Annotated in this window: 21 protein-coding genes; 13 read left to right on the plus strand and 8 right to left on the minus strand. The window is 44.6% G+C overall.

The features are described 5' to 3' along the window. Positions 1-96: 96 nt before the first annotated feature. Positions 97-987 carry a LysR family transcriptional regulator gene (locus tag CSH93_RS00205; protein WP_100640682.1) on the minus strand — a complete coding sequence of 297 codons (891 nt, stop codon included), beginning with the start codon at positions 985-987 and terminating at the stop codon, positions 97-99. Positions 988-1,083: 96 nt separating this feature from the next. Here CSH93_RS00205 and CSH93_RS00210 point away from each other — a divergent pair, with 96 nt between their 5' ends. From CSH93_RS00210 to rpsO, 9 genes are all read left to right on the plus strand, one after another. Next, positions 1,084-1,902: a DODA-type extradiol aromatic ring-opening family dioxygenase gene (locus CSH93_RS00210; RefSeq protein ID WP_100640684.1), complete on the plus strand. Its 819-nt coding sequence runs from the start codon at positions 1,084-1,086 to the stop codon at positions 1,900-1,902. Between the two features lie 194 nt (positions 1,903-2,096). Then, positions 2,097-3,188 carry a methyl-accepting chemotaxis protein gene (locus CSH93_RS00215; RefSeq protein ID WP_100640687.1) on the plus strand — a complete coding sequence of 364 codons (1,092 nt, stop codon included), beginning with the start codon at positions 2,097-2,099 and terminating at the stop codon, positions 3,186-3,188. A gap of 289 nt (positions 3,189-3,477) precedes the next feature. Beyond that, positions 3,478-3,990 (plus strand): hypothetical protein, encoded by a 513-nt coding sequence (locus CSH93_RS00220; protein WP_100640689.1) that lies wholly within the window; start codon positions 3,478-3,480, stop codon positions 3,988-3,990. A gap of 300 nt (positions 3,991-4,290) precedes the next feature. Then, positions 4,291-4,749, plus strand: a complete 459-nt coding sequence (gene rimP / locus CSH93_RS00225; protein ID WP_100640691.1) for a ribosome maturation factor RimP — start codon at positions 4,291-4,293, stop codon at positions 4,747-4,749. A 37-nt stretch (positions 4,750-4,786) separates the two neighbouring features. Further along, positions 4,787-6,280 carry a transcription termination factor NusA gene (nusA, locus tag CSH93_RS00230; protein WP_100640693.1) on the plus strand — a complete coding sequence of 498 codons (1,494 nt, stop codon included), beginning with the start codon at positions 4,787-4,789 and terminating at the stop codon, positions 6,278-6,280. A gap of 24 nt (positions 6,281-6,304) precedes the next feature. After that, on the plus strand, positions 6,305-8,920 hold the full coding sequence (gene infB, locus CSH93_RS00235; RefSeq protein WP_100640696.1) for a translation initiation factor IF-2: 2,616 nt from the start codon (positions 6,305-6,307) through the stop codon (positions 8,918-8,920). Between the two features lie 79 nt (positions 8,921-8,999). Continuing rightward, positions 9,000-9,401 carry a 30S ribosome-binding factor RbfA gene (rbfA, locus tag CSH93_RS00240; protein WP_100640698.1) on the plus strand — a complete coding sequence of 134 codons (402 nt, stop codon included), beginning with the start codon at positions 9,000-9,002 and terminating at the stop codon, positions 9,399-9,401. After that, on the plus strand, positions 9,401-10,384 hold the full coding sequence (truB, locus tag CSH93_RS00245; RefSeq protein ID WP_100640700.1) for a tRNA pseudouridine(55) synthase TruB: 984 nt from the start codon (positions 9,401-9,403) through the stop codon (positions 10,382-10,384). The genes rbfA and truB overlap by 1 nt, the downstream gene beginning before the upstream one ends. 111 nt (positions 10,385-10,495) lie before the next feature. Further along, entirely contained in the window at positions 10,496-10,762 is a 267-nt protein-coding gene (gene rpsO, locus CSH93_RS00250) for a 30S ribosomal protein S15 (RefSeq protein ID WP_100640702.1), read from the plus strand. A gap of 61 nt (positions 10,763-10,823) precedes the next feature. On the opposite strand, the gene CSH93_RS00255 is transcribed toward rpsO, so the two are convergent. Together CSH93_RS00255 and CSH93_RS00260 are read right to left on the minus strand one after the other, a co-directional pair. Continuing rightward, complete coding sequence (locus tag CSH93_RS00255) at positions 10,824-11,582, minus strand: hypothetical protein (protein WP_100640704.1); 759 nt, start codon at positions 11,580-11,582, stop codon at positions 10,824-10,826. Positions 11,583-11,660: 78 nt separating this feature from the next. Beyond that, a complete protein-coding gene (locus CSH93_RS00260) occupies positions 11,661-13,157 on the minus strand; it encodes a GNAT family N-acetyltransferase (protein ID WP_100642288.1) in 1,497 nt (498 codons plus the stop codon). Between the two features lie 286 nt (positions 13,158-13,443). Here CSH93_RS00260 and CSH93_RS00265 point away from each other — a divergent pair, with 286 nt between their 5' ends. Beyond that, positions 13,444-15,519 (plus strand): M13 family metallopeptidase, encoded by a 2,076-nt coding sequence (locus CSH93_RS00265; protein WP_100640706.1) that lies wholly within the window; start codon positions 13,444-13,446, stop codon positions 15,517-15,519. A gap of 119 nt (positions 15,520-15,638) precedes the next feature. Here CSH93_RS00265 and CSH93_RS00270 read toward each other — a convergent pair whose 3' ends face one another. Genes CSH93_RS00270 through CSH93_RS00285 form a run of 4 tightly spaced genes read right to left on the minus strand, consistent with a single transcriptional unit; the run spans position 15,639 to position 19,886 of the window. Further along, a complete protein-coding gene (locus CSH93_RS00270; protein ID WP_338063487.1) occupies positions 15,639-16,055 on the minus strand; it encodes a group I truncated hemoglobin in 417 nt (138 codons plus the stop codon). A 5-nt stretch (positions 16,056-16,060) separates the two neighbouring features. Next, on the minus strand, positions 16,061-16,903 hold the full coding sequence (locus CSH93_RS00275; protein WP_240615490.1) for a DUF3034 family protein: 843 nt from the start codon (positions 16,901-16,903) through the stop codon (positions 16,061-16,063). A gap of 2 nt (positions 16,904-16,905) precedes the next feature. After that, positions 16,906-19,233, minus strand: coding sequence for a bifunctional diguanylate cyclase/phosphodiesterase (locus CSH93_RS00280; protein ID WP_100640712.1), 2,328 nt, complete (start codon positions 19,231-19,233; stop codon positions 16,906-16,908). 2 nt (positions 19,234-19,235) lie between these two features. Next, positions 19,236-19,886, minus strand: coding sequence for a methylamine utilization protein (locus tag CSH93_RS00285; protein WP_100640728.1), 651 nt, complete (start codon positions 19,884-19,886; stop codon positions 19,236-19,238). A 303-nt stretch (positions 19,887-20,189) separates the two neighbouring features. Between CSH93_RS00285 and CSH93_RS00290 the strand changes: the two genes are divergently transcribed. From CSH93_RS00290 to CSH93_RS00300, 3 genes are all read left to right on the plus strand, one after another. Continuing rightward, a complete protein-coding gene (locus tag CSH93_RS00290) occupies positions 20,190-20,753 on the plus strand; it encodes a hypothetical protein (protein ID WP_205663163.1) in 564 nt (187 codons plus the stop codon). 441 nt (positions 20,754-21,194) lie between these two features. Continuing rightward, positions 21,195-21,695, plus strand: coding sequence for a hypothetical protein (locus CSH93_RS00295; RefSeq protein WP_100640730.1), 501 nt, complete (start codon positions 21,195-21,197; stop codon positions 21,693-21,695). A gap of 16 nt (positions 21,696-21,711) precedes the next feature. Further along, a complete protein-coding gene (locus tag CSH93_RS00300) occupies positions 21,712-22,629 on the plus strand; it encodes a hypothetical protein (RefSeq protein WP_100640732.1) in 918 nt (305 codons plus the stop codon). Between the two features lie 31 nt (positions 22,630-22,660). Here CSH93_RS00300 and CSH93_RS18245 read toward each other — a convergent pair whose 3' ends face one another. Beyond that, positions 22,661-22,975, minus strand: a complete 315-nt coding sequence (locus CSH93_RS18245; protein ID WP_100640734.1) for an HGGxSTG domain-containing protein — start codon at positions 22,973-22,975, stop codon at positions 22,661-22,663. Between the last annotated feature and the right edge of the window lie 20 nt (positions 22,976-22,995).

The following is a 22,995-nucleotide window of genomic DNA, read 5'->3' on the forward strand; positions in this document are numbered from 1 at the left end:
TTGGATCATAGATAAATAGCCTCAGCACTATTTATCTATGCTAATACTTCCAGTTGGGATTAAGCCAAAGCAACGTATAGTTCCATTCAAATAGAATCATTGAAATTGAGCAACCAAAAAGTCTATTGTGGCTCGCACTTTCGCTGGCATTTTACGTTCACCAGCAAATAATACATGTATCCCACCTAAATTAACGGGCGGTTCATTCAGGGGAATGGCTTCCAACGTACCGCTGTTAAGCGCTTTTTGAACAACAAACTCAGGCTGATAGATAACGCCTAACCCCATAGTCGCCGCTAACATCAAAGATTCACCATTGTTGGAAGTGAAGTTTCCTTTTACAGGGACGGCTATTTCCCCATTTACCCCAAACATCCATTTACCATTTGCTTGGGTGGGCGAGAGTGTATAACTAAGGCAGTTATACTGAGCGAGTTCTTGAATACGAGACGGTTTACCATTGGCGAGCCAATATTGTGGTGAGGCACACACATACATTTTAGACTGGCCAATGCATCGCGCGCGCAAATCGCTGTCACTCAAATGGCCAACTCGAATAGTGAGATCCCAACCTTCTGTGACCATATCTTTAACACTGTCGTTCAGGTGCAAATTAACGGACAAATTGGGGTATTCATTAAGAAGAGAGGGAATTAAAGGTGAAACAAAATTATAGCCAAATGTATGTGGCGCATTAATATTAACCACACCGGAAATGTCTTCTTGACGCGAAGTAATATCACTTTCTAACTCAATTACCTCATTTAATATGTGTTGGCTGGATTCCAAAAAACGCTGACCAGCTGAAGTCGGTATAAGCTGGCGTGTAGAACGATGTAGCAATTTAACCCCTAAGCGCTGCTCCAAAGCATCAATATGGCGGGCAGCCATTGCTGGAGAAATATTTTGTGCGCGTGCGGAAGCCGAGAGACTACCCAAATCTAACGCGTCTATAAAAATACGCATACTGGTGAAACGATCTAACATTTAATACCCAGAGTAAAAACTAATCCTAATAAATGTATATTCTAATACTCTCGATATGTAAATAAACTATGGTTATTGGTATCAAACGAGAGATATATGATGAAAAACCGACAACCCGTATTCTTTATACCGCATGGCGCTGGCCCCTGTTTTTTCATGGATTGGTCACCAAAAGATGAATGGGCAAAACTAGAGCGTTATTTGTCCGAGATAGCAGAAACGTTACCGTCGCGGCCTACAGCAATTGTGTTAATTTCAGCTCATTGGTTAACGCAGGATATTTCGGTGACTGGCGCAGAAAAACCGTCACTACTGTATGATTATTACGGGTTTCCTCAGCACACTTATCAGTTGACTTACCCTGCGTCAGGAATGCCCGATTTAAGCAAACGCATTGTAGACCAATTATCAGCTGCGGGGATGACGGCAACGCTTGATAACGACAGAGGGTTTGACCACGGTGTATTTATACCACTGAAGATTATGTTTCCAGCCGCTGATATTCCTGTGGTTCAGGTATCGTTGAAGCGTTCATTAAGTGCAGTTGAGCATATTGCACTGGGAAAACTGCTTGCCCCATTGCGTGATGAAGGGGTGTTAATTATTGGTAGTGGAATGAGCTTTCACAACATGAGGGGGTATGGGAAAGCGAGTTTTACTCAGCCTTCCAAACGTTTTGATGATTGGCTGGCTGGCGCGCTATCAGATGTGGCAAGCAGAGATGAAGCACTGTCCGCGTGGGAAAAGGCGCCTGGTGCGCGAGAAAGTCACCCTACCGGTGAAGAGGAACACTTGATCCCGTTAATGGTTGCTGTTGGCGCTGCAGGGCAAGATCCGGGGATGAAGGATTTTAGCGATACAATTTTGCAAACCCAGATTTCTGCATTTCGATTCTCGGAAGAAACCATAGAGTGAACAGCGTGGTGTCAACTTTAGTGTGGATGTGGCTTTAGCTTTTCAGTTCAGAACCGATATGAAATTGATGGATGGAGAGCTGTGGCTTAAAACTTTCTGTGAACTCAAATTATGCTTTTAAACAGTGAAAAGAGTTTTCATTCAAAGCCAACTTGCTCTACCTTTATACATACCTTGTTGAATGAGATGTCATTATGTTTGTAAAAGCTTCACGCTTAGAAGATGCTCAACGCGAAAACGCTACTTTAACGTCTAAGATACAGCAATTAGAACAAGAAGTAGAACGCCTCAAAGATGAGAACCGAGCGCTTCATTCTGAGTTGGATAAAATGAGCTCTGTCGATACAGGCTCCTTTGACAATAAGTTAGCCCGTTCTGTTATTGAGTCACTTCAACAAGTTGAAGGTATTCGCTCTACGGTGCTGGATTCTTTCCAACGCATCGATCAAGAGTCAGAATCGATTAAAACGGTGAATGAACTGTTTTCTGTCGCGTCGTCATCTTTAGCTGATATTGTCAGTGCAATGAACGCTATGGGCGGAAAAATGTCTGGTATGAACGAGAGTATTACCGGCTTATCTGAGAAAGCGGACAGTATTAATAAGTTTGTTTCAACCATTACCAGTATATCTGATCAAACAAACCTATTAGCGCTAAATGCTGCTATTGAGGCGGCTCGCGCAGGTGACGCAGGTCGAGGTTTTAGCGTGGTAGCAGACGAAGTTCGGACATTGGCTACAGAAACCAATAAGTCTGCCAGTGAAGTGTCAGATCTGGTTAGTAACATTATTTCAAATACCAAATATGCGGTAAGCTCTGTAGATGAAATTAGCAGCAATAATGATGAGTTATCAGGCGGTGTTGCGGCGCTAAATGATCACTACAGTAAGATCATCGAATGTTGCCATTCAATGAAGGACACGATTTCAGATTCCTCGAACCGCACATTTATCCAAACCGTAAAGCTGGATCACATTGTGTGGAAATGTGACGTATATTCAGTGCTTTACGGTTTAAGTTCTAAATCAGCAAATGATTTCGTTGATCATCACTCATGCCGTCTAGGTAAGTGGTATAACGGTGAAGGTCGCGCAATGTTTGGCAATGAATCGGCGTATAAGCAACTCGAAAAGCCACATGAGCAAGTTCACCAAAATGGCGTTAAGGCATTAGAAGCACATAAAGCAGGCAACAATGCGATGTGTTTAGAATGCTTGTCTCGAATGGAACAGGCGAGCGAAAAAGTAATGGCGACACTCGATGCGATGGCGGTTGTCGGGCATTAATATCAATTAAGGCGACTGATTACGCTTTGACTGCTCCATATTTTAACAAGCTATTTCTATCTTTGGGTCAAATAAAACCTCGCATGATGCGAGGTTTTTTTATGTATGCGGCTGCGTAGTGACAGAACACGCCAAGAACATCGGGCATACTCGTTGAAATTTATAGACTGAACCAACGGTCGTATTTTAGAACGATCAGTCATATTTGACGTTTTGTATTGAAGTATATTAACGTCGAACCAGAGCCACTCTGATTAGATCTGGTTTCTAATACTTTAAGGATGAACATATGAACAAGATACTCAAGCGTACTTTACTAATGTCAGCGGCTCTCGCAATGACATGTACCTCCGCTATTGCACAAAATCACTCAGAAACGTTTGACGCGGAAGAAGTGGAAGTGATTAAGATTCAAGGAAAACGACCAGCCACTTTCTATTTCAAAGAATATGAAAAAGCTAAAGAAGCAATGTATGAAGCCTACAACCAGATCAATGATGAGAAGCAATTTGCTATCGATTGCCGGGTTGTGAAGCCTGTCGGTAGTCAAATAGCGAAAAAAGAATGTTTGCCACGTTTTTATCGAGAAGAGTCTGCTTATCAATCGCAACTATTCTTATTGGGTGCTTCAAACACTTTCGCCGCAAATGACAGTGATATTGCGCATTTAACGAAGTATAAGCAAAAAGCGTTTTATCAGCATATTGAAGAATTGGCGAAAGAGTCTCCCGAGCTGCTGGCTCATTTGCAGAATATTTCCAATAAACTCGAGGCGTATTTAGAGCGCAAGAATTCTCAGTAAGTTAACATATACACTGAGACGGTTAGTAATAGATGGTTGCAGCATTGATGCCTGCACTATATAATACGGCCAGTTTTGTGATACGGGCTCCCTCGAAAGGATAGTAACGTTTCACGCGAGGCACTTGTTGTAACGTCGCAACTTGCCGATTCATTTAATTGGTCGTTGAATGGTTTTAACGTCCATCCAGTATTTGAGCCCCGCATTGTCCGGGGTTTTTTATTGGTTTTTCCAGTATCGGCACGAACAAGGTGCTTTTCAGATGGGCTATAGGCCCTTTTTTCGTATTTGGAGGTTTGTTTGTCGCAATTAGAAAAACGACTAACAGAAATGTTGACATCACCGGTAGAAGCATTGGGCTTTGAATTGGTGGGCATAGAGTTTGTCCGCGCCGGTAAGCATTCAATTTTGCGTGTCTTCATTGATCATGAAAATGGAATCAATGTGGATGATTGTGCCGAGGTGAGTCATCAAGTCAGCGCGGTTCTTGATGTAGAAGACCCGATCACGACTGAGTACAACCTTGAAGTTTCTTCACCGGGTATGGATCGTCCTTTGTTTAAAGAACAGCACTACCAAGCGGTAATTGGTGAAGTGGTGAGTGTGCGTTTATCAATGCCAATGAACAACCGTCGAAATTTTAAAGGAAAGCTGATATCCGCTGAAAACGGTGTTGTCAGTATAGAAGTTGATGGTCAGACGTTTGATCTGGCGTTTGCGAATATAGAAAAAGGGAACCTGGTTCCAACGTTTGATTAACAGCTCAAGTGCGCTGTAATTGTCAATGAGGCAAGAGATGAGTAAAGAAATACTATTAGTGGCGGAAGCCGTATCAAATGAAAAGCAAGTTCCTCGTGAGAAAATTTTTGAAGCGTTGGAATTTGCCTTGGCCAGTGCCACTAAGAAAAAGAATGAAGGCGAAATTGAAGTTCGTGTAGAAATTGATCGTTCAACCGGTGATTTCGACACATTCCGTCGTTGGATGGTTATCCCAGATGATCAGCCACAAGAAAACCCATATGCAGAAATTACGCTGTCAGCGGCTCAAGTTGAAGAGCCAGAGATCCAAGTCGGTGACTATGTTGAAGAACAAATAGAATCGATTGCATTTGACCGCATTACTACACAAACAGCGAAGCAGGTTATCGTACAGAAAGTGCGTGAAGCCGAGCGCGCACAAATGATTGCTGAATACGAAGACCGTGTTGGCGATTTGGTGACCGGTACGGTTAAGAAAGTGAACCGTGACAACGTTATTATTGACCTAGGGAATAACGCTGAAGGTGTTATCTTCCGCGACGATATGTTGCCTCGTGAAACGTTCCGTCCAGGTGACCGTGTACGTGGTTTGCTGTATGTCATTCGCCCAGAAGCGCGTGGAGCACAGTTGTTTATCAGCCGTACTCACCCCGATATGCTGGTTGAATTGTTCCGTTTGGAAGTACCAGAAATCGCTGAAGAAACATTAGAGATTAAATCAGCAGCGCGTGACCCAGGTTCACGTGCGAAAATCGCCGTTAAAACGAACGATAAACGCCTAGATCCAGTGGGAGCTTGTGTTGGTATGCGAGGCTCTCGTGTTCAAGCGGTTTCCGGTGAGTTAGGTGGTGAGCGTGTCGATATCGTACTGTGGGACGAAAACCCTGCACAGTTCGTTATCAACGCAATGGCACCAGCCGAAGTTGCATCAATCGTTGTTGATGAAGATGCCAATGCTATGGATGTCGCGGTTGAAGCTGACAACCTTGCGCAAGCAATTGGTCGAAATGGTCAAAACGTTCGCTTAGCCAGCCAGTTAACAGGTTGGGAGCTCAATGTTATGACGGTAGAAGACTTGAATAGCAAACATGCTGAAGAAAATGCAAAAGTGTTGCATGTATTCACTGAAGGTTTGGATATTGATGAAGATTTCGCCAGCGTATTGGTTGACGAAGGTTTCACAACATTGGAAGAGGTTGCTTACGTTCCTGTAGGTGAGCTTTTGGCCATTGAAGGCCTAGACGAAGATACCGTTGAAGAATTACGTAATCGTGCTCGTGCAGCGCTGACAACCCAGGCGCTGAAAAATGAAGAGTCATTGGAAGCTAATGAACCTAAACAAGAATTGCTCGATCTTGAAGGTATGGAGCGCCATGTTGCGTTCGTTTTAGCTAGCCGTGGTATCACAGACTTAGAAGCACTAGCAGAGCAAGGCACTGATGATATCAGTGATATTGAAGAGTTAGACGAGACAAAAGCGGGTGAGCTGATCATGGCTGCACGTAATATTGTCTGGTTTAACGAAGAGTAGGGTCAACAAGAGGAATTACGAGTAATGGCAGAAGTATCCATTGAAAAACTCGCCAATGATATTGGCACAACAGTTGACCGACTGTTAACTCAGTTTAAAGATGCGGGTATCGCTAAGACAGCCGCAGATAGTGTCACAGAAGACGAAAAGCGTCAGCTTTTGGACTATCTTAGCAAACAACACGGTGGTTCTGGCTCTGAAGAGCCTAAACGTATGACACTTCAGCGTAAGACAACTAGCACATTAAGTGTTGGGAAATCTAAGGCTGTTAAAGTTGAGGTTCGTAAGAAACGTACGTATGTAAAACGCACTGAAGTTGAAGAGCAACGTTTAGCGGAAGAAGAAGCTAAACGTAAAGCTGAAGAAGCTGAAGCAGCGGAAGCTCGTCGTAAAGCTGAACAAGAAGCGGCTGATAATGCGCGTAAAGCAGCAGAAGAAGCGAAGCGTAAAGCGGATGAAGCACGCAAAGCTCAAGAAGCAGAGCGAGCGGCACGAGCAGAAAAAGCAAAACGTGAAGCAGAAGAGCGTAAAGCGGCCGAGTCTGCTTTATCGCCAGAAGAGAAAGCTGAGCAAGAAGCGGCTCAGAAAGAAGCTGAGCGTATTAAGAAGCAACAGGAAGAAGAAGCGCAACGTAAGTTGGAAGAAGACGCAAAGCGTGCTGCTGATGAAGCACGTAAGTTAGCGGAAGAAAACGAACGTCGCTGGAAAGAAGAAGAAGAGCGCCGTAAGCGTGAAGAAGCGGAAGAGGTGCATTTGCACTCAAACCGTTACGCGCAGGAAGCTGAAGACGAAGAAGACATGCAAGTAGAGCGTTCTTCACGCCGTCGCAAGAAGCGCAAAAATGCTGGGGAAGACCTCAAGCATAGCTTCCAAAAGCCAGCTTCTCCTGTTGAACGTGTGGTTAAGTTGGGTGAAACCATTACGGTGGGTGAACTTGCTAGCCGCATGGCGATTAAAGCGACTGAAGTGATCAAAACCATGATGAAAATGGGCGAAATGGCCACGATTAATCAGGTGCTTGATCAAGACACCGCTGTTCTTGTGATCGAAGAAATGGGTCACAAGTATGAGTTAGTAAATGACAATGCGTTAGAAGACGAATTGTTAGCCGATTCGGAAGAAGGCGACAAAACAACGCGTGCACCGGTCGTTACCATTATGGGTCACGTTGACCACGGTAAAACGTCACTGCTTGACCACATTCGTCGTGCAAAAGTAGCAGACAGTGAAGCGGGTGGTATTACTCAGCACATTGGTGCATATAGCGTAGAAACCGATAAAGGTCGTATCACATTCTTAGATACTCCCGGACACGCCGCGTTTACTGCGATGCGTGCACGTGGTGCTACGGCAACAGATATCGTTGTGTTAGTAGTCGCTGCCGATGACGGTGTAATGCCGCAAACTAAAGAAGCGGTTCAACACAGCCGCGCTGCGGGCGTTCCGTTAATCGTTGCGGTTAACAAAATGGATAAGGAAACCGCTGATCCAGATCGCGTTAAGACCGAGCTCTCTCAACTTGAAGTTATTTCAGAAGAGTGGGGCGGTGAGCACCAATTCGTTAATGTATCGGCAAAAACCGGTATGGGTATTGATGAGCTGTTAGATGCCATCACATTACAGGCTGAACTTCTTGACTTACAAGCAGTAGCGAAAGGCCCTGGGCGTGGTATCGTTATTGAGTCTCGTTTGGATAAGGGCCGTGGTCCAGTTGCATCTGTATTGGTGCAACAAGGCGAATTGAAGGCCGGTGATATCTTACTGTGTGGTGAAGAATATGGTCGCGTTAGAGCGATGCGTGATGAAAATGGTCATGACGTTAAACTTGCCGGCCCATCAACACCTGTAGAAGTATTAGGTCTGTCAGGCGTTCCAATTGCCGGTGAAGATGCGTTAGTGGTGAAAGACGAGCGTAAAGCCCGTGAAGTAGCGGCGAAACGTCATTCTAAACAGCGTGAACTGAAGCTGGCTAAACAACAAAAAGCGAAGCTGGAAAACATGTTTGCCAACATGGAAGCTGGTGATGTTAGCGAGTTGAACATTGTACTAAAAGCCGATGTTCAAGGTTCGGTTGAAGCGATTTCTGAATCGTTGATCAAGCTATCGACCGACGAAGTGAAAGTTAATATCGTGGGTAGCGGTGTTGGTGGTATCACGGAAACGGATGCTAGCCTTGCAGCAGCCTCAAGTGCGATTATTCTTGGTTTTAACGTGCGTGCCGATGCAACAGCGCGTCGTGTAATTGAAAACGAAGAAATTGATTTACGTTACTACAGTGTTATCTACAACCTCATTGACGAAGTTAAACAAGCAATGAGCGGTATGTTGGCGCCAGAATTTAAGCAGGAGATCATTGGTCTTGCTGAAGTGCGTGACGTATTTAAGTCGCCGAAGCTGGGTGCAATTGCGGGCTGTATGGTGACCGAAGGTATCGTGAAGCGTAGCAACCCTATACGTGTACTACGTGACAACGTGGTTATTTACGAAGGTGAGCTAGAGTCACTGCGTCGCTTTAAAGATGATGTGCAGGAAGTGCGTAACGGCATGGAATGTGGTATCGGCGTTAAGAACTATAATGACGTTAAAGTCGGCGACCAAATCGAAGTATTCGAAGTGGTTGAAGTTAAACGCGAAATCTAATTAACGCATGAGTCTTTGTGTGTAAACGGAGGCGCAAGCCTCCGTTTTGCGCTTAAGACGTATATGTAAGGAGTATTCTATGGCTCGCGAATTTTCTCGTACCGATCGTGTATCGCAGCAGATCCATAAAGAAGTAGCAAGTATCCTGCAAAACGAAGTCAAACACCGCATTCCAGGTTTAATTATGGTCACAGTGTCTGGCGTTGAAGTATCAAGAGATCTTGCGCATGCAAAAGTTTTCGTGACCTTTTATGAAAACGACCAAGCTGTTATTGAAGAAAACCTGAAGCTGTTACAAGACGCCAAAGGCATGGTTCGTTCATTGTTGGCCAAGCGCATTAGAATGCGTGCAGTGCCGGCTATTCACTTTGTTCGGGATTCATCTTTGACGGAAGGGATCCGGATCTCAAACTTAGTTTCCCAAACGATTGCTGAAGATGAGCGCCGCTCAGGCAAAAAAGATCCTGAAGAGGATAATTAGTGGGGCGACGAAATAAAGGCCGTGCAATCAACGGCATGCTCATGCTTAACAAAGGGCTTGAGCTTTCTTCAAACGACGCATTACAACGAGTTAAACGGTTATTTAAAGCCGCTAAAGCCGGTCACACTGGCGCTTTAGACCCTTTAGCATCAGGTATGCTACCTATTTGCTTAGGTGAGTCTACAAAGTTTTCTCAGTTTCTGTTAGATGCCAATAAAACCTATGAAGTGACGGCAACCTTTGGCATTCGTACAACCACGTCAGATGCTGACGGCGAGGTTGTTGAAGAGCGTCCAGTCAATTTTGATGTGGATGCATTGGAACAAGCGATATCCTCATTCACCGGTCAGTCGACACAAATTCCATCGATGTTTTCAGCTCTCAAGCATCAGGGTAAGCCTTTGTACTGGTATGCGCGTAAAGGCATAACCGTCGAGCGTGAAGCCCGCAACATTACTATTTATGCGTTAGAGTTGCTGGCATTTGATGGCGTAAATGCTCAAATGCGGGTGCATTGTTCTAAAGGTACCTATATTCGTACCCTTGTGGATGATATGGGGCAGGCATTAGGTTGTGGCGCTTATGTGTCTAAACTACACCGTGTTGCTGTGTCTCACTATGCTAAAGAACCTATGTATACACTGGAGCAGTTGACCGAGATAGCCGAGCAAAGTGAAGAAGGCGATTTCTCTCCGTTAGATGCGTTGTTATTGCCGATTGATGCCGCGGCCAGTGAATTGCCTATTATGACGGTTGATGAGGCCATAGGTGCACGTTTCCTGCGCGGGCAAAGCATTTGTTGTGAGATTGATTGCGCGCTGGGTGATTATGTGCGTGTTTACCAGCGCATCAATGGAGAGTCTGATCGCTTTATTGGCGTGGGTGAGCACATAGAGCGTTCACGCGATCAATCGCCACAGCTTTTTGATAAATATACGTTTATCACACCGAAGCGATTAGTGGTATTTAATAATCAAGGCTAATTGCACACAAAACTTGCGTTGTTATGGCACATCGCTATAATACGCGCTCTTTTGAGCCAGGCTGAATTAGTGATCGGTTGGCTCGTACTTTAAACTCATTAGGAGAATCCTATGCTCACTAAACAAGAATCTGCAGCAATCATTGCTGAATATGCGACTAAAGAAGGCGATACTGGTTCACCTGAAGTACAAGTTGCGTTGTTAACTCACAACATCAACAAGCTTCAAGGTCACTTTGCTAGCAATAAGAAAGACCACCACTCACGTCGTGGTTTGCTACGTATGGTTAGCCAGCGTCGTAAAATGCTTGATTACCTTAAAGGTAAAAACTCAGAGCGTTACTCTGATTTGATCAAGCGTCTAGGTCTACGTCGCTAATACGATGTCGATTTCATAAAAAAAGCGCCTTTAGGCGCTTTTTTTATATCTGCAATATACGCTATGGCGTTGCGCCACCGCTTGCCATACGCGTGGCCAAATCACGGATCTCTGTTTCTATTTGTCCGATACGCGTCACTAGAGCCGCATTACGCTGTTCGAGCAGGCGCAGTTTTTCGGTTGTAGACTGAAGATCACGGTTGGTTTCACCGTTTGTGGCAGACAGTCGTTCTAACTGAACGTTAATTGCTAACATCTCGCTCGCTACGCTTTCTAATTGCGTTGTCATACTATTAAGCGAGGTTTTATTGTTATTCGCTGTTTGATTGGCGCTATTAGCGGTCGACCTTAGCGAAGCGACCTGTTCATCCAGCTTAGTGCCTAAATCGCCAATTTCTTTTTGATTACGTCGCCATGCGGAAGCCCACAGCTTATCCATTTGGTCCCATAACTCTTCGGCACGGTTAGACAGCTCTGATACTTTGACTTGCAGTGCGACCGTAGATTCACCCATTTCTTCGCCAGTAGCAGATAGGCGATTTTCGAGATCGGCTATGCGCGCTTCAGCCGCTTGCGCTGTAGCAAGTTGGGCTTGCAATTGCGTATACAGGTAGCCCGCCGCACCGCCAGCGCCAAGCGCAAGAAGTAACGCAAAAACGGCTAAGCCACTACCACCGCCAGAGGTTGGCGCGGGTGCTACAGAAGGGCTACTTACGGATTCTGTTCCAGCCGTTGATGGTTTTCCTTTTTGTTGATACCCACGTCGATCTTCTTCATCGAGCATGATCCGTGGTAATTCATCATCATTTCTAATACTCATTGTGTAATAGCACTCTGGTGTTATTTTAATTCGTTGCGACAAGCATGATAGCCCGATGCTGCTTGAGTTTCCAATGGATTAATCGTCCTTATTGCCTATCCATTCAACACGGTATAAATCACGTCGACGATCAAGGTAATTCCTAACAGAACCTTCATTTTGCAACTTGGTCAATTTATCGAAATCAAGATCGACAATCAGCGTCATTTCGGTGTTCGGCGTTGTTTCGGATACAATCGCGTCATGCGGGAAGGCAAAATCTGACGGTGAGAATACGGCTGTCTGCCCATATTGAATATCCACATTATCAACTTTGGGTAAATTGCCGACACTGCCGGCTATGGCAACATAGCACTCATTCTCAATCGCTCTCGCTTGAGCACAGCGTCGCACGCGCAGATAGCCATTTTTGGTGTCGGTCCAAAACGGCACAAATAACACCTGCATTTCTTGATCGGATAATAAGCGCGCAAGCTCAGGGAACTCAACGTCGTAGCATATTAGGATCCCAATCTTGCCAAAGTCAGTATCAAAGGCTGTGAGTTGGTTTCCGCCTTTCATGATCCAGTCTTCTTTTTCATGCGGAGTCGGATGAAGCTTGTGCTGATTTTCAATCTGGCCGTCACGGTGGCAAAGATAGCTAACGTTATACAGCTCATCATCTTCAATCACCGGCATAGAGCCTGCAATAATATTGATATTGTAACTAACCGCTAGATGCGACATCGCAGTTAAGATTTCTTCGGTATAGGTCGCTAAATGCCAGATCGCATCAATGGATGAGTCAGAAGGGCTAAGGCCCATCAGTGGTGCATTGAAGAACTCAGGGAACAGGGCGACATCACATTTATAATCGCTTAGTGCATCGACAAAGTATTCAACTTGTTGCAGCAATTCACCGACATTTTCAAAATACCGCATTTGCCATTGCACGCAACCAATCCGTGCGTTGGTTTTATTGCCTCCAATCAAGCTGGGTTTTTCTGCATCGTAATAAATATTATGCCACTGTAATAACGTGGCATAGCCCAGTGAGGCTTTGTCTTCAGGCAAATAGGCTTTGAGTACTTGTTTCACTTCAAAACCGTTTGAAATTTGGAAAGTCAGTGTTGGATCGTAGATGTCTTTTGATTTTACATGTTCGATGTATTCATACGGCGACATCATATCGGCGTGTTTGGAATAATTCGGAATACGACCGCCAGCAATTATGGATTTGAGGTTCAGGTTTCTACACAGTTCCTTGCGCGCCTCGTAAAGCCGTTGGCCTAGACGCATGCCGCGATACTCTGGCGATACAAATACATCAACACCGTACAGTACATCACCATTAGGATCATGAGTGGTTAAATACGCATCGCCGGTTATTTCATCATAGGTGTGCTTATCGCCAAACTGTTCATAATCAACGATAACGGAAAACGCTGCAGCGACAACTTTACCCTTGTCCTCGATACAAATTTGCCCTTCTGGAAAGGTCGATATCTGTGCCTTATATTCCTTTAGCGTCCAGGCACCACCGACTTGTGCATAGACAACATCCATCAATTCTTTGATGTCAGCAAAGTCGTCCATTTTAAGGTGGCGTAGTTCAAGCAGATGTTCTGATTCTTCATTGATAGGCGTTGTATGCTCAGTCACAAATAGCTCCTCAGAATAGAAGGTGTGTTTCCACTATATCGGATTGTCTTCAGTCAATGTAAGTCCTTTGTTTGCGAAATTGCGTGGATATCCACAAGCGCTCATGTTTTTGTCGTGGTAACGTAGATAAACATGTTACAAACTGTGTATTTACCTGCGTAAATCGCAAAAAAGTGACAGAATACCTCGTCGATGGTAACAACAACACTATAGGAAAGATATGAAAGGCAAGCTCAGTTTGTTGGCGGTCGCAACGTCTCTTGCGTTGTCAGCCTGTAATCCGAATACAGTTATTTCTCAGGAAACGCCAGTAGCGGTTGAAAATACTCAAGAAGAAACACAACAACTGCGTTCAGGCGTATTTGTTGAAAATATGGATCTCAGTATTAACCCTGGTGATGATTTCTTTAATTATGTGAATGGTTCATTTCTGAAAAATAATGAAATTCCCGCCGATCGTTCTACCTACGGTGCTTTTTCAAAGTTAGCAGATGATGCACAAGAAGATGTGATTGAAATTATCCGTGAATCAGCTAACGGTTCATTCCCTCATGGCTCTGATGAGCAGAAAGTGGGTGATATGTACACCTCTTTCATGGATATGGAAACGCGTAATGCATTGGGGTTAAGCCCAATAGAAGCTGATTTAAAACGCATTGATGCGATTTCATCTTACAGCGAGCTTGCGGCCTATTTTGGATATGCCAACCGCTACCAACTATCCGTACCGGTCAGCTTTTTCCAATATGCTGACTTTAAATCGCCGGATGAGTACGGCCTATATTTATGGCAAGGGGGCTTAGGCTTACCGGACCGTGAGTATTATTTCAAAGACGCGGAAGCATCAGAAGCTATCCGTGCAGCATACAAAACGCACCTAACCAATATGTTCAGCTTGGCTGGATTTGAGAATGCATCAGAAAAAGCTCAAACGGTGTATGACATAGAATCTCGCATTGCCGCGCTGCACATGAAAAAAGAGCAGACGCGGAACTGGGCTGAAAATTATCAGGGCTTAAGTGTTGAGCAAATCAAAGCCCTAATGCCAACGTTTGATTGGGACAGCTATTTAGCTGCTACTGAGTTCAAGACGCCTGAAAAACTGATCATCATGCAAGAAGACTTCCTATCACAAGTCGATAGTATTATTGCACAGATCCCGTTAGCGGATTGGCAAACGTATTTGAAGTGGGGCGTATTGAATGGCGCTTCTACGCTGTTAACTGAAGAAATTGATAACGAGCATTTCTCATTCTATTCACAAGCTTTGCGTGGCGTTGAAGAACAACGTCCCATGTGGCGCAGAGCAACAGGTGTGTTGGATACAACATTAGGTGAAGTGATCGGTAAGGTATATGTTAAGCGTCACTTCCCACCTGAAGCTAAAGCGCGTATGACTGAGTTGGTGAATAACCTGCTCAAAGCTTACGAAGAAAGCATTAAAGAATTGGATTGGATGACAGATGAAACGCGCGTACAGGCGTTGGATAAGTTGTCTAAGTTTACGGTGAAGATTGGCTACCCTGACCAATGGAAAGATTATTCTGCACTGAATATTGATGCGAAAGACTTAGTTGGCAATATGCGCGCCGCTGCTGATTGGAATTATGCGCAGATGCTGGACAAGCAAGGCAAGCCTGTTGATAAAACTGAGTGGGGTATGACACCGCAAACGGTGAACGCTTATTACAATCCGCCGGCCAATGAAATTGTATTCCCAGCCGCTATTTTACAGCCGCCGTTTTTCGATTTGAAAGCGGATGACGCAGTTAACTACGGCGGTATCGGCGCTGTTATTGGTCATGAAATCGGCCATGGTTTTGATGATGCCGGTAGCACTTTCGATGGTGATGGTGTCATGCGTAATTGGTGGACAGAAGAAGATCGCAATGAATTTAATGTGCGTACCGGTGCGTTGGTCTCTCAATATAATGCGTTTGAAGCCTTACCTGAGTTATTCGTTAACGGTGAGTTTACGTTAGGCGAAAATATTGGTGATTTAGGTGGTATCAGCATAGGTCTGAAAGCATACCAAATGTCGTTAAACGGCGCAGAAGCACCTGTATTGGACGGCTTTACAGGCGTTCAGCGTGTATTTATTGGTTATGGCCAAGTGTGGGCTAATCAGTACCGTGATGAAGCCTTACGTGCCCGCATAGAAACTGATCCGCATTCGCCTTCTATGTTCCGTGCCAACGGCGCAGTAAGAAACGTACCAGAGTGGTATACCGCGTTTGATGTAAAACCTGATAATGCGTTGTATTTAGCGCCTGAAGCTCGCGTCAAAATTTGGTAATCAGTAGTAAGCAGAGTCTATAGGCTCTGCACTAATTTGAACTAAAAAAGCCCGCTTTCATAGCGGGCTTTTGTTTTTCTTGACGTCTACATGTCGATATCTATTACCGCGCTTCATCATCACATATAGAGCATTTCCTTGCGGGTTGGGGCAAGGGCTTGCAAAACCTGATTCTGTAAACGATGCGGCACGCTGGCTTTGTTCATTGCATTGATTAGCAAATCGACGGTGCGATTAAAGTCAGTTTCAGTGATATTCATGCCACCGTGCACTTTTTCCATGCTGTCACCGCTGTACTCGCAGGGGCCTCCAGTGCGATGACATATTTGTTCACTGAGCTTTTCAATAAACCTGTCGATATTAGCGCCTTCGAAATACGGCAGGATAACGGGATCCTTTTCAATCTCCATGACGAAATTTTCGACGATTTCGGTGACTTTACTTTCTCCACCAAGCTGCATATAAACACTTTCTTGGCGACTGGCACAGCCCATCACAAGTGCAGAAAAGGTTATGGCTAACATCAATTGCTTCATAGTCATCACCACAGCTGTCCGTTGATTGAAAGGTAGAGGCCATTTTGGTCATCAGCACCCGCTATAGATCCGAGTTCTGCCCATGCGAGCGTTAACGCAAAATGTTTATTTGGGATATAACTGATGAAATAGTCTACCCAGTCATCTTCGCCTAAACCAAGATTGTCCGGTTTTTGCCTGTACTCGGCACCAATCGCAATATTTCTCGACAACAAAACCCCAGCAGAGGCCTCCAACATTAGCTCATAACTGTCGTTTTCATTGCCACCATACCCCAATAGGCCTAATTGGTTGGCTTTGGTTGCGCGCGCAGTTAGATTCCAAACCGCATTAAAACCACCAATCGCACCAAGGTGAATTTTCGTCGCGGCAATATAAAAATCAGTACCGCTTTTATTATCTTTAGCACCTACCAGTGCAGCGATAGCTTTGTCTTCCAAACGCTTATGTTGTAAACCAACACTGATTTGAGGCCAATCAGAGTAAACTGCATCACCATACACGCGGTATTTCACACCGAATACATTTTGTTTGATGTCACCACCGAGTTGCTTCAAATCGAACCGATGGTGCGCCGCACTGATTTCAATCCTGTCGTAAAATGAGGCCGAGATACCGAGTACGTTCAGGCGATAATCGTCGATGTCGACTTGCGTTGTAACAGCACTCAGTGAAATCTCTTCGCGCGAGTCGTAGCCGCTCAATGTGGCCCAAGGTACGATACCACCACCGCCGCTACCTTCAATTTGCACTAGTCCAGCAGTGCCCAGCAACTTACCATCTGCAGCCTGTGCTGGAACGGATAACCATGCCGCGCTAGCAATTATTGCCCATTGTCCAAGTTTCATTTTCATTGTTTTAACCACTCAGTCGTTAGGTTCTCTTGGTGCCACTTGATAAACTGGTCGCGTGGCAGCGGACGACAAATATGATAGCCCTGAATATATTCACAATGCCATCGATGAAGCAATTTAAGGCTTGCCGCATTTTCTACACCTTCAGCGATAACTTGTAGTCCAAAGCTATGCGCTAGCCCGATAATAGTCTGTACGATTTGTTGGTCATTTTCGTTGCTGTCTAAATTAAGAATAAAGCTTTTATCTATTTTTAGATCAGTGACCGGTAGGCTTTTCAAATATGCTAGCGAAGAATAACCGGTACCGAAATCATCAATCGCTAATGCAAAACCTGCCTCTCGGTATACATTCAACTCTTGCGTGGCCTTGTTTGCGTCGGTGACTAAATCACTTTCAGTGATCTCAAAAGCCAGTGAGTCATTTGCCAAACCAAACTCTTCAACAAGGGATTGGATACGGGTTAACAGGGTAGAGTCGAGAATGTCATTGGCGGATAAGTTAATCGCGATACAGAAGTGATAACCTTGTTGGTTAAAGTATTGCGCATCTTGTGCTGCTCTGTGTACAACCCAATCCGTTACATCGCCTATTAATCCCGCTTGTTCGGCAATGGCAATAAATTCGTCTGGTGGCACGAAGCCTAGTACCTCATTATTCCACCGGATCAGGGCTTCGGCATGAGTCACGCGGCCTGTATTCAAAGACAGCTTTGGTTGATAGGCCAGTGACAGAGAGTCGCCACCACTGTTAAGGGCTTTTTTAAGCTCTGTAATGATGGTCATTCTGCGCATGTATTTGGCATCAAACTCAGCGTTGTATCTGACTACATGCTCTTCCATAACGCGGGCTTGATCGAGCGTGATGGCGAGGCGTTTTAACAAGACCGCAGATGTTGAACTGTCGTCTGGGCAGTGCAGTTCCCCTATAGAAATACGCAAAGGTATAATAACGTGGTCGATTTCTATGGGCGCTTGCAACGCTCGTTGCACTTTATGCAGAGTCTCCATGTCGACTTGCGGCTCGGGCAGCCAAATGAATTCACCGCCGTTAAGGCGAGCGGCAGTGCCATTTAAGTTGTTTAAACGCTCTGCAATGACTTTAAGGCATTGATCGCCATTATGATGGCCAAATACATCATTCACTCCTCTAAAGCCCAGAATATTTATGCCAATCACCTGAAACTGACGTGATTCTTCAAACCATTGATCAATGATCTCGGTCACCCGGTAACGGTTAAATAGCCCCGTAAGCAAATCATGCTGCGCTTGGAACTGAATTTGTTGTTCACGCAATTTGATATTACTTTGCATCGACAGCACAGAGCCTGACAGTTCGGCTATTTCCGTAGTGCTGGACGCTATTTCAATGGGCTGCTCGTAATCACCAGCGGCTATTTCTTGGGTGATCGCCGACAATCGTTTCAACGGACTGGACAGTCGCCTTGCGACCGCTGCGCCCAATATTAATGAAATAACCAAACAAACTGCTGCAATTAAGCTGATGCGCAATTGCAGTTGGCTAAATTCGTTAAACAAGCGTTGACTGTTTTCAGATAGCCCTAAGGTAACGCTTAATGAGCCACTTTTAGAGAGGGGAATGCTCTGCGAGATCAGATGAGCTTGGTTGAGCACCACGAAGGATAGCCATGATAAATCATCCACACTCGTCGTATCACTAAATACGGCTTGCCTTTCTGATAGGGTGGTGCGTTCATACAACATATCGTCGTCGCGCATTGCGGTGATGGTCGTTTCGAGCAACGTAATCGACTTTAATCGCTGCAAAAAGTCGGTGTCTAACTTAAATCCTATGGCAGCAATGGCAATAGGCTGGGGAGCTTCTACGAGTAAGGTTAATACTTGATACAGCTGTTGATTGATAATGATCAATGCGCTTGCGCCGCCATTAGATAGGGTGTCTTCAATCATTGACGGGTAAGGAAAGTCATTGGCGGGTATGAGCCCTTCAGTGGTGGAACTGTTGACTATGCCATCTAGAGAAATCAACGCCATTACATCTGCGCCAACGCGACCACCGTGATTCTCGAGGGCGCTGGTAATAGTGCCGCGGTCGCCTGTGGCAACCGCATCAGTAAAACCATAATCGTCGACCAAAACACTAGCTGAATTGAATAATTGATCTTCTCGGCTTTGCAATACTTCCAAAACAACAGATTCAGCAACGTCTAAGGTTTCACCGAGTTGTCGTTTGGCGTGTTGAATAGTGGATGACCATACACTAAATAAAATCGCTAGGGTGCACATCAACACCAATCCGGCAGAAAGCCGGAATACATGTTTATTCAGCGAATGGGAGGCCATAATTAGTTTTGTCGCCCAAAGGTGCGTTTTCCAAAGGTTCTTTGTTCTTCTTTGGGTTTACGCTCAATGAGTGTTATGTGAACTATTGCACCCGCATCTGAACGGTCAATGGTGGCAGTTATTTTATGCGTGCCATCAATTGATAGGTCAGAGTGCCAAACGGACACTTCGTCCGGTATGTCGCGAACAAAAGTTGCTACGCCCTTTTCATTCGTTACCGCAACGTGTTCGTTGTCGGCAACGTAAACATGCCCCGTCATCTGGTCGTGAATATTGCAGCCTAAAATACCAATACCGGGTTTATCAAAGATGATTGGATCTACATTTGAGCCTTTATACAGTTTTATTTCAAAAGGCTTAATAGCGGAAAAACTGTAAACGTGATGTCGTATATCATCACTATTGGGAAATTTAACGGCTTGTCCTTTTTGGATAGCGATGACCTGTGGCGAGAACTGTTTATTAATTTGGTCCATGATCGCAACGCCCGTATTATCAACCTCTGAAGGTAGGGCTTTAAATGCAATTACAGCATTAATAACGGGATTCCCGTTTTGATCGACAACGAGCACAGGCTGCTCAATTGCGTTTGCAAGATTTGCCAACATAAGGGCACATATGACTGAGGCCATACGCAAGAAGGTTATACGCATAAACACAACTTTGTCGTTCGGTTTAGGTAAACATATCAAACTTTTAACGGTTTAATAAATAGCTGCACAACAAATATTCGTTCGAATCACAATTCATAAGAATTATACCGTCATCAAATATTTAGCAATAATGAGCGCCAACATATGCAATGGGTAAGCTTTCAACGATAATCTATTTAAATATTGTATTAACCATTACCGGCCAGCGCCTTTCAATATTACGACTATACTGAGAAGGTCAACTCGATGTCGTAAAAGACACGCAAGCAAATATTCAAATTTTGAATCTTCCAGGAGACTGTTATGAAACTTCATAAAGTCGGAGGACTTGCGGCACTCATAGTATTTAGTGGTTTATCTGTTGCTGAAGAGTCCAAAGAAATAAAAATTCAACGAGCTATGTCGGCAGCCCCACCGTCCATAAGTGCACATGCAACGATTGTTGATAGCGATGGTACATTGCTCAAAGAAGGGAACAATGGCTGGACATGTATGCCGGATACGATGCCAGGCGATCGCGCCCCAATGTGTAATGATGCGGTATGGATGGAGATGATGCAGGCGTTGATGAAGCAAGCTGACTATACACCCGACAGAATAGGGATCTCCTACATGTTACAAGGAGAGCCGAGTGGCTCAGGTGTCAGCAATTCCTCGCCGTATCACCACAATCACAGTGAGGCTGAGGACTATGTGGAAACTGGCCCTCACGTAATGCTGATTGTACCTAAGGAAATGCTAAAAGGGCTGCCATCAGACCCGAATGTAGGAGGCCCTTATATTATGTGGGGGGATACGCCATATGCACATATCATGTTACCGGTATCTATAGACGGGAAGCAGGTTGTGACAAAATCAGGTATGTAGTGTTAGGTAAAAAATTCTGGTTAGGGCGTGAAATTTAGCCATTAAAAAACCCCGAGATGCATTTAACATTTCGGGGTTTTGTATTTGGTGGAGCTGGCGGGATTTGAATTGGCGGCATAAGTGTATGTATATATTGCCTTATTTATTTGGGGTTCGCGCATTGTCCGCCATTTATACCGCCTTTTCACTTCGCTTGAGGAGAATAGGTTTACTTTTTTAACAGTCAGGAGCTCAGTGATTTTCTCAGAATTTCGACCCCACCCACAGGGTATCCCCCACTTAGCGAGAAAAGCATGCTTATTAGTTATACACACTGTTTTGCGCACAAAATCATATAGCGCGGCATACCAAAGCTATTAAATTGCTCGCATAGCAATAGCATATAGATTAGCGGTCGGTTAAACTTTTACATACTTGTTTTTCAATATTCGGACTTTTCTCATGAGCAGCCCCTTCAAAAAAGCTGGCACAATTGCAGTTGTTTTAGTGGGAGTTTGTGTTGTCGCAACTCTAAAGTATATTGTTTCAGCCTCTATTGAAGAAGCCTCAAAAGGCGAAGAGTTAAAGACGAAAATGAGCGAAAACCCCAGACTTGCCATCGAACGTGGTTTAGAAAGAGCGGCTGTAAAAATAAATTCTGACGCCCCAATCACTGTTGATGAAGGGGTGCAGTTGATTGGTGCATCAGTCGGCTCCGACCTTGTTTTGAGTTATCATTATCGATTAATAAATTATACATCCAGTCAGATAGACCCCAAAATTATTAAAACCAGTATTTACGCTAACGTGAAAAAAGAAGTATGCAAAAACGAGCAAATGATTACTGCGCTTCGTTTTGGCGGCGAATACATTTATGAATACGAAGATAAACATGGAAGCCGAATCGCAGAATTTAGTATCGATAAGCAAGCATGTGACACGCTGGTCGAGCTTATTAATTAATTAGGAGTTTACGAAAATGAAATACGTTTTTGCTATGGTGATTTTTCTGCCTTCGTTTCTTGCGAGCGCTCAGCTTCAGGATGATTATGACGCAGACAGAGCAGAAAAAATTCTCAAGCTTTCTTTGGTTGATATTAACAATGGGTATCCTCAAAACGCTAGTGGAATAGATTTGCAGCCGATTGCATTAACATTCACGAAATCCATTCAGATGGGAGAAAGATTTGGCTATTTTGGGAGGGCAGAAAAAGATGCGCAACATGCAGTTTTGAGGCAAGAAATTCATTTGCGAGGGAGCGCGCTCCAAAACGCAAAGAAAATGGGGGTCGAACCAGTTGGCAAGCGCTTAAGTGTTTTAAGTGGGTGTCAGACAATGACGCAGCTTCGCGAGAGTTTTGCTCGCTATGGATATAACTTTGAAGCACTTCCTTTAAATTTAAAGCTTTCATTTGATATCACGCAAAACGGCGACACTTCAACGGCAACAAGCCATTCTTTTGATGTCGGCACTGACTGCTCACCCGAGGCCATAGAGCTCGCATCGGCGCCAACCGTTCACGAGCGCATCTCCGCACAAATAGCCAACTACAATGCAACGTTGCCCCAAAAAGTGGATGAATCTACCAATGTTATTCTTGCCAGCTACGCAAAGAACGACACGCTTGACGAGTATTATCTAGAGATTCACACAAAGATGAATAACCTTGCCTTTGATAGCGAAAATACCTCCAAAATAAGGCAGTTCCTAGTTGGCAAGTCAGCTGGGATAATCTGCGGGTGGAAAAACCTTATCAATGATGGGTTAAATAGTACGGGAGAGAGCACCGGCTCGATTGGTTTTCGAACGCGACTAACCTATTTTGATAAAAACGACAAAAAAATAGTTATAACCAATGAAGCTGCAGATAATGAATGTGAAGCCGCTCTTCGCTAGACTGCGCTAAAATCGCCTGACGGCCTAGCTGTCAAGCTCCTTTGAAAATAACGCTAATGCATTTTAACTCTGCAACCTTAATGGCTCGCTCTTTTCGCATCTTCCGAGTTTCATGTCCATAGGTAGTATGCGGGGCAGAGCAGCGAGCCTTACCCTCTGGCGTTTTAGGGCCAGTAGACATGCCGCCATGTATTCTGCAGACAGTTTTGTTGCGCATCGCTGGTGAGCGGCACTGTTTCTCAGTGCGCTTTGACATTGCTTGACATTGTCTACACTTTATCTTGCCGCCAGCAGTTTCTATATACGCCGATTTGTTTCGATTGTTCATTTTTACCCCGGACCTCATGTGCCACACCCTGTAACGCA

The organism is Neoalteromonas facilis (assembly GCF_002807665.1).
Taxonomy (GTDB): domain Bacteria; phylum Pseudomonadota; class Gammaproteobacteria; order Enterobacterales; family Alteromonadaceae; genus Alteromonas_E; species Alteromonas_E facilis.

Bases quoted from the DNA above. Each gene is read 5' to 3' on its own strand.
- CSH93_RS00260 (WP_100642288.1), bottom strand. From the start codon at position 13,157: ATGGACGACTTTGCTGACATCAAAGAATTGATGGATGTTGTCTATGCA.
- CSH93_RS00285 (WP_100640728.1), bottom strand. From the start codon at position 19,886: ATGCGTATAACCTTCTTGCGTATGGCCTCAGTCATATGTGCCCTTATG.
- CSH93_RS00280 (WP_100640712.1), bottom strand. From the start codon at position 19,233: ATGGCCTCCCATTCGCTGAATAAACATGTATTCCGGCTTTCTGCCGGA.
- CSH93_RS00275 (WP_240615490.1), bottom strand. From the start codon at position 16,903: ATGAAACTTGGACAATGGGCAATAATTGCTAGCGCGGCATGGTTATCC.
- CSH93_RS00290 (WP_205663163.1), top strand. From the start codon at position 20,190: ATGAAACTTCATAAAGTCGGAGGACTTGCGGCACTCATAGTATTTAGT.
- CSH93_RS00210 (WP_100640684.1), top strand. From the start codon at position 1,084: ATGATGAAAAACCGACAACCCGTATTCTTTATACCGCATGGCGCTGGC.
- CSH93_RS00205 (WP_100640682.1), bottom strand. From the start codon at position 987: ATGTTAGATCGTTTCACCAGTATGCGTATTTTTATAGACGCGTTAGAT.
- CSH93_RS18245 (WP_100640734.1), bottom strand. From the start codon at position 22,975: ATGAGGTCCGGGGTAAAAATGAACAATCGAAACAAATCGGCGTATATA.
- CSH93_RS00255 (WP_100640704.1), bottom strand. From the start codon at position 11,582: ATGAGTATTAGAAATGATGATGAATTACCACGGATCATGCTCGATGAA.
- CSH93_RS00270 (WP_338063487.1), bottom strand. From the start codon at position 16,055: ATGAAGCAATTGATGTTAGCCATAACCTTTTCTGCACTTGTGATGGGC.
- CSH93_RS00215 (WP_100640687.1), top strand. From the start codon at position 2,097: ATGTTTGTAAAAGCTTCACGCTTAGAAGATGCTCAACGCGAAAACGCT.
- nusA (WP_100640693.1), top strand. From the start codon at position 4,787: ATGAGTAAAGAAATACTATTAGTGGCGGAAGCCGTATCAAATGAAAAG.
- infB (WP_100640696.1), top strand. From the start codon at position 6,305: ATGGCAGAAGTATCCATTGAAAAACTCGCCAATGATATTGGCACAACA.
- CSH93_RS00220 (WP_100640689.1), top strand. From the start codon at position 3,478: ATGAACAAGATACTCAAGCGTACTTTACTAATGTCAGCGGCTCTCGCA.
- rpsO (WP_100640702.1), top strand. From the start codon at position 10,496: ATGCTCACTAAACAAGAATCTGCAGCAATCATTGCTGAATATGCGACT.
- CSH93_RS00265 (WP_100640706.1), top strand. From the start codon at position 13,444: ATGAAAGGCAAGCTCAGTTTGTTGGCGGTCGCAACGTCTCTTGCGTTG.
- CSH93_RS00295 (WP_100640730.1), top strand. From the start codon at position 21,195: ATGAGCAGCCCCTTCAAAAAAGCTGGCACAATTGCAGTTGTTTTAGTG.
- CSH93_RS00300 (WP_100640732.1), top strand. From the start codon at position 21,712: ATGAAATACGTTTTTGCTATGGTGATTTTTCTGCCTTCGTTTCTTGCG.
- rbfA (WP_100640698.1), top strand. From the start codon at position 9,000: ATGGCTCGCGAATTTTCTCGTACCGATCGTGTATCGCAGCAGATCCAT.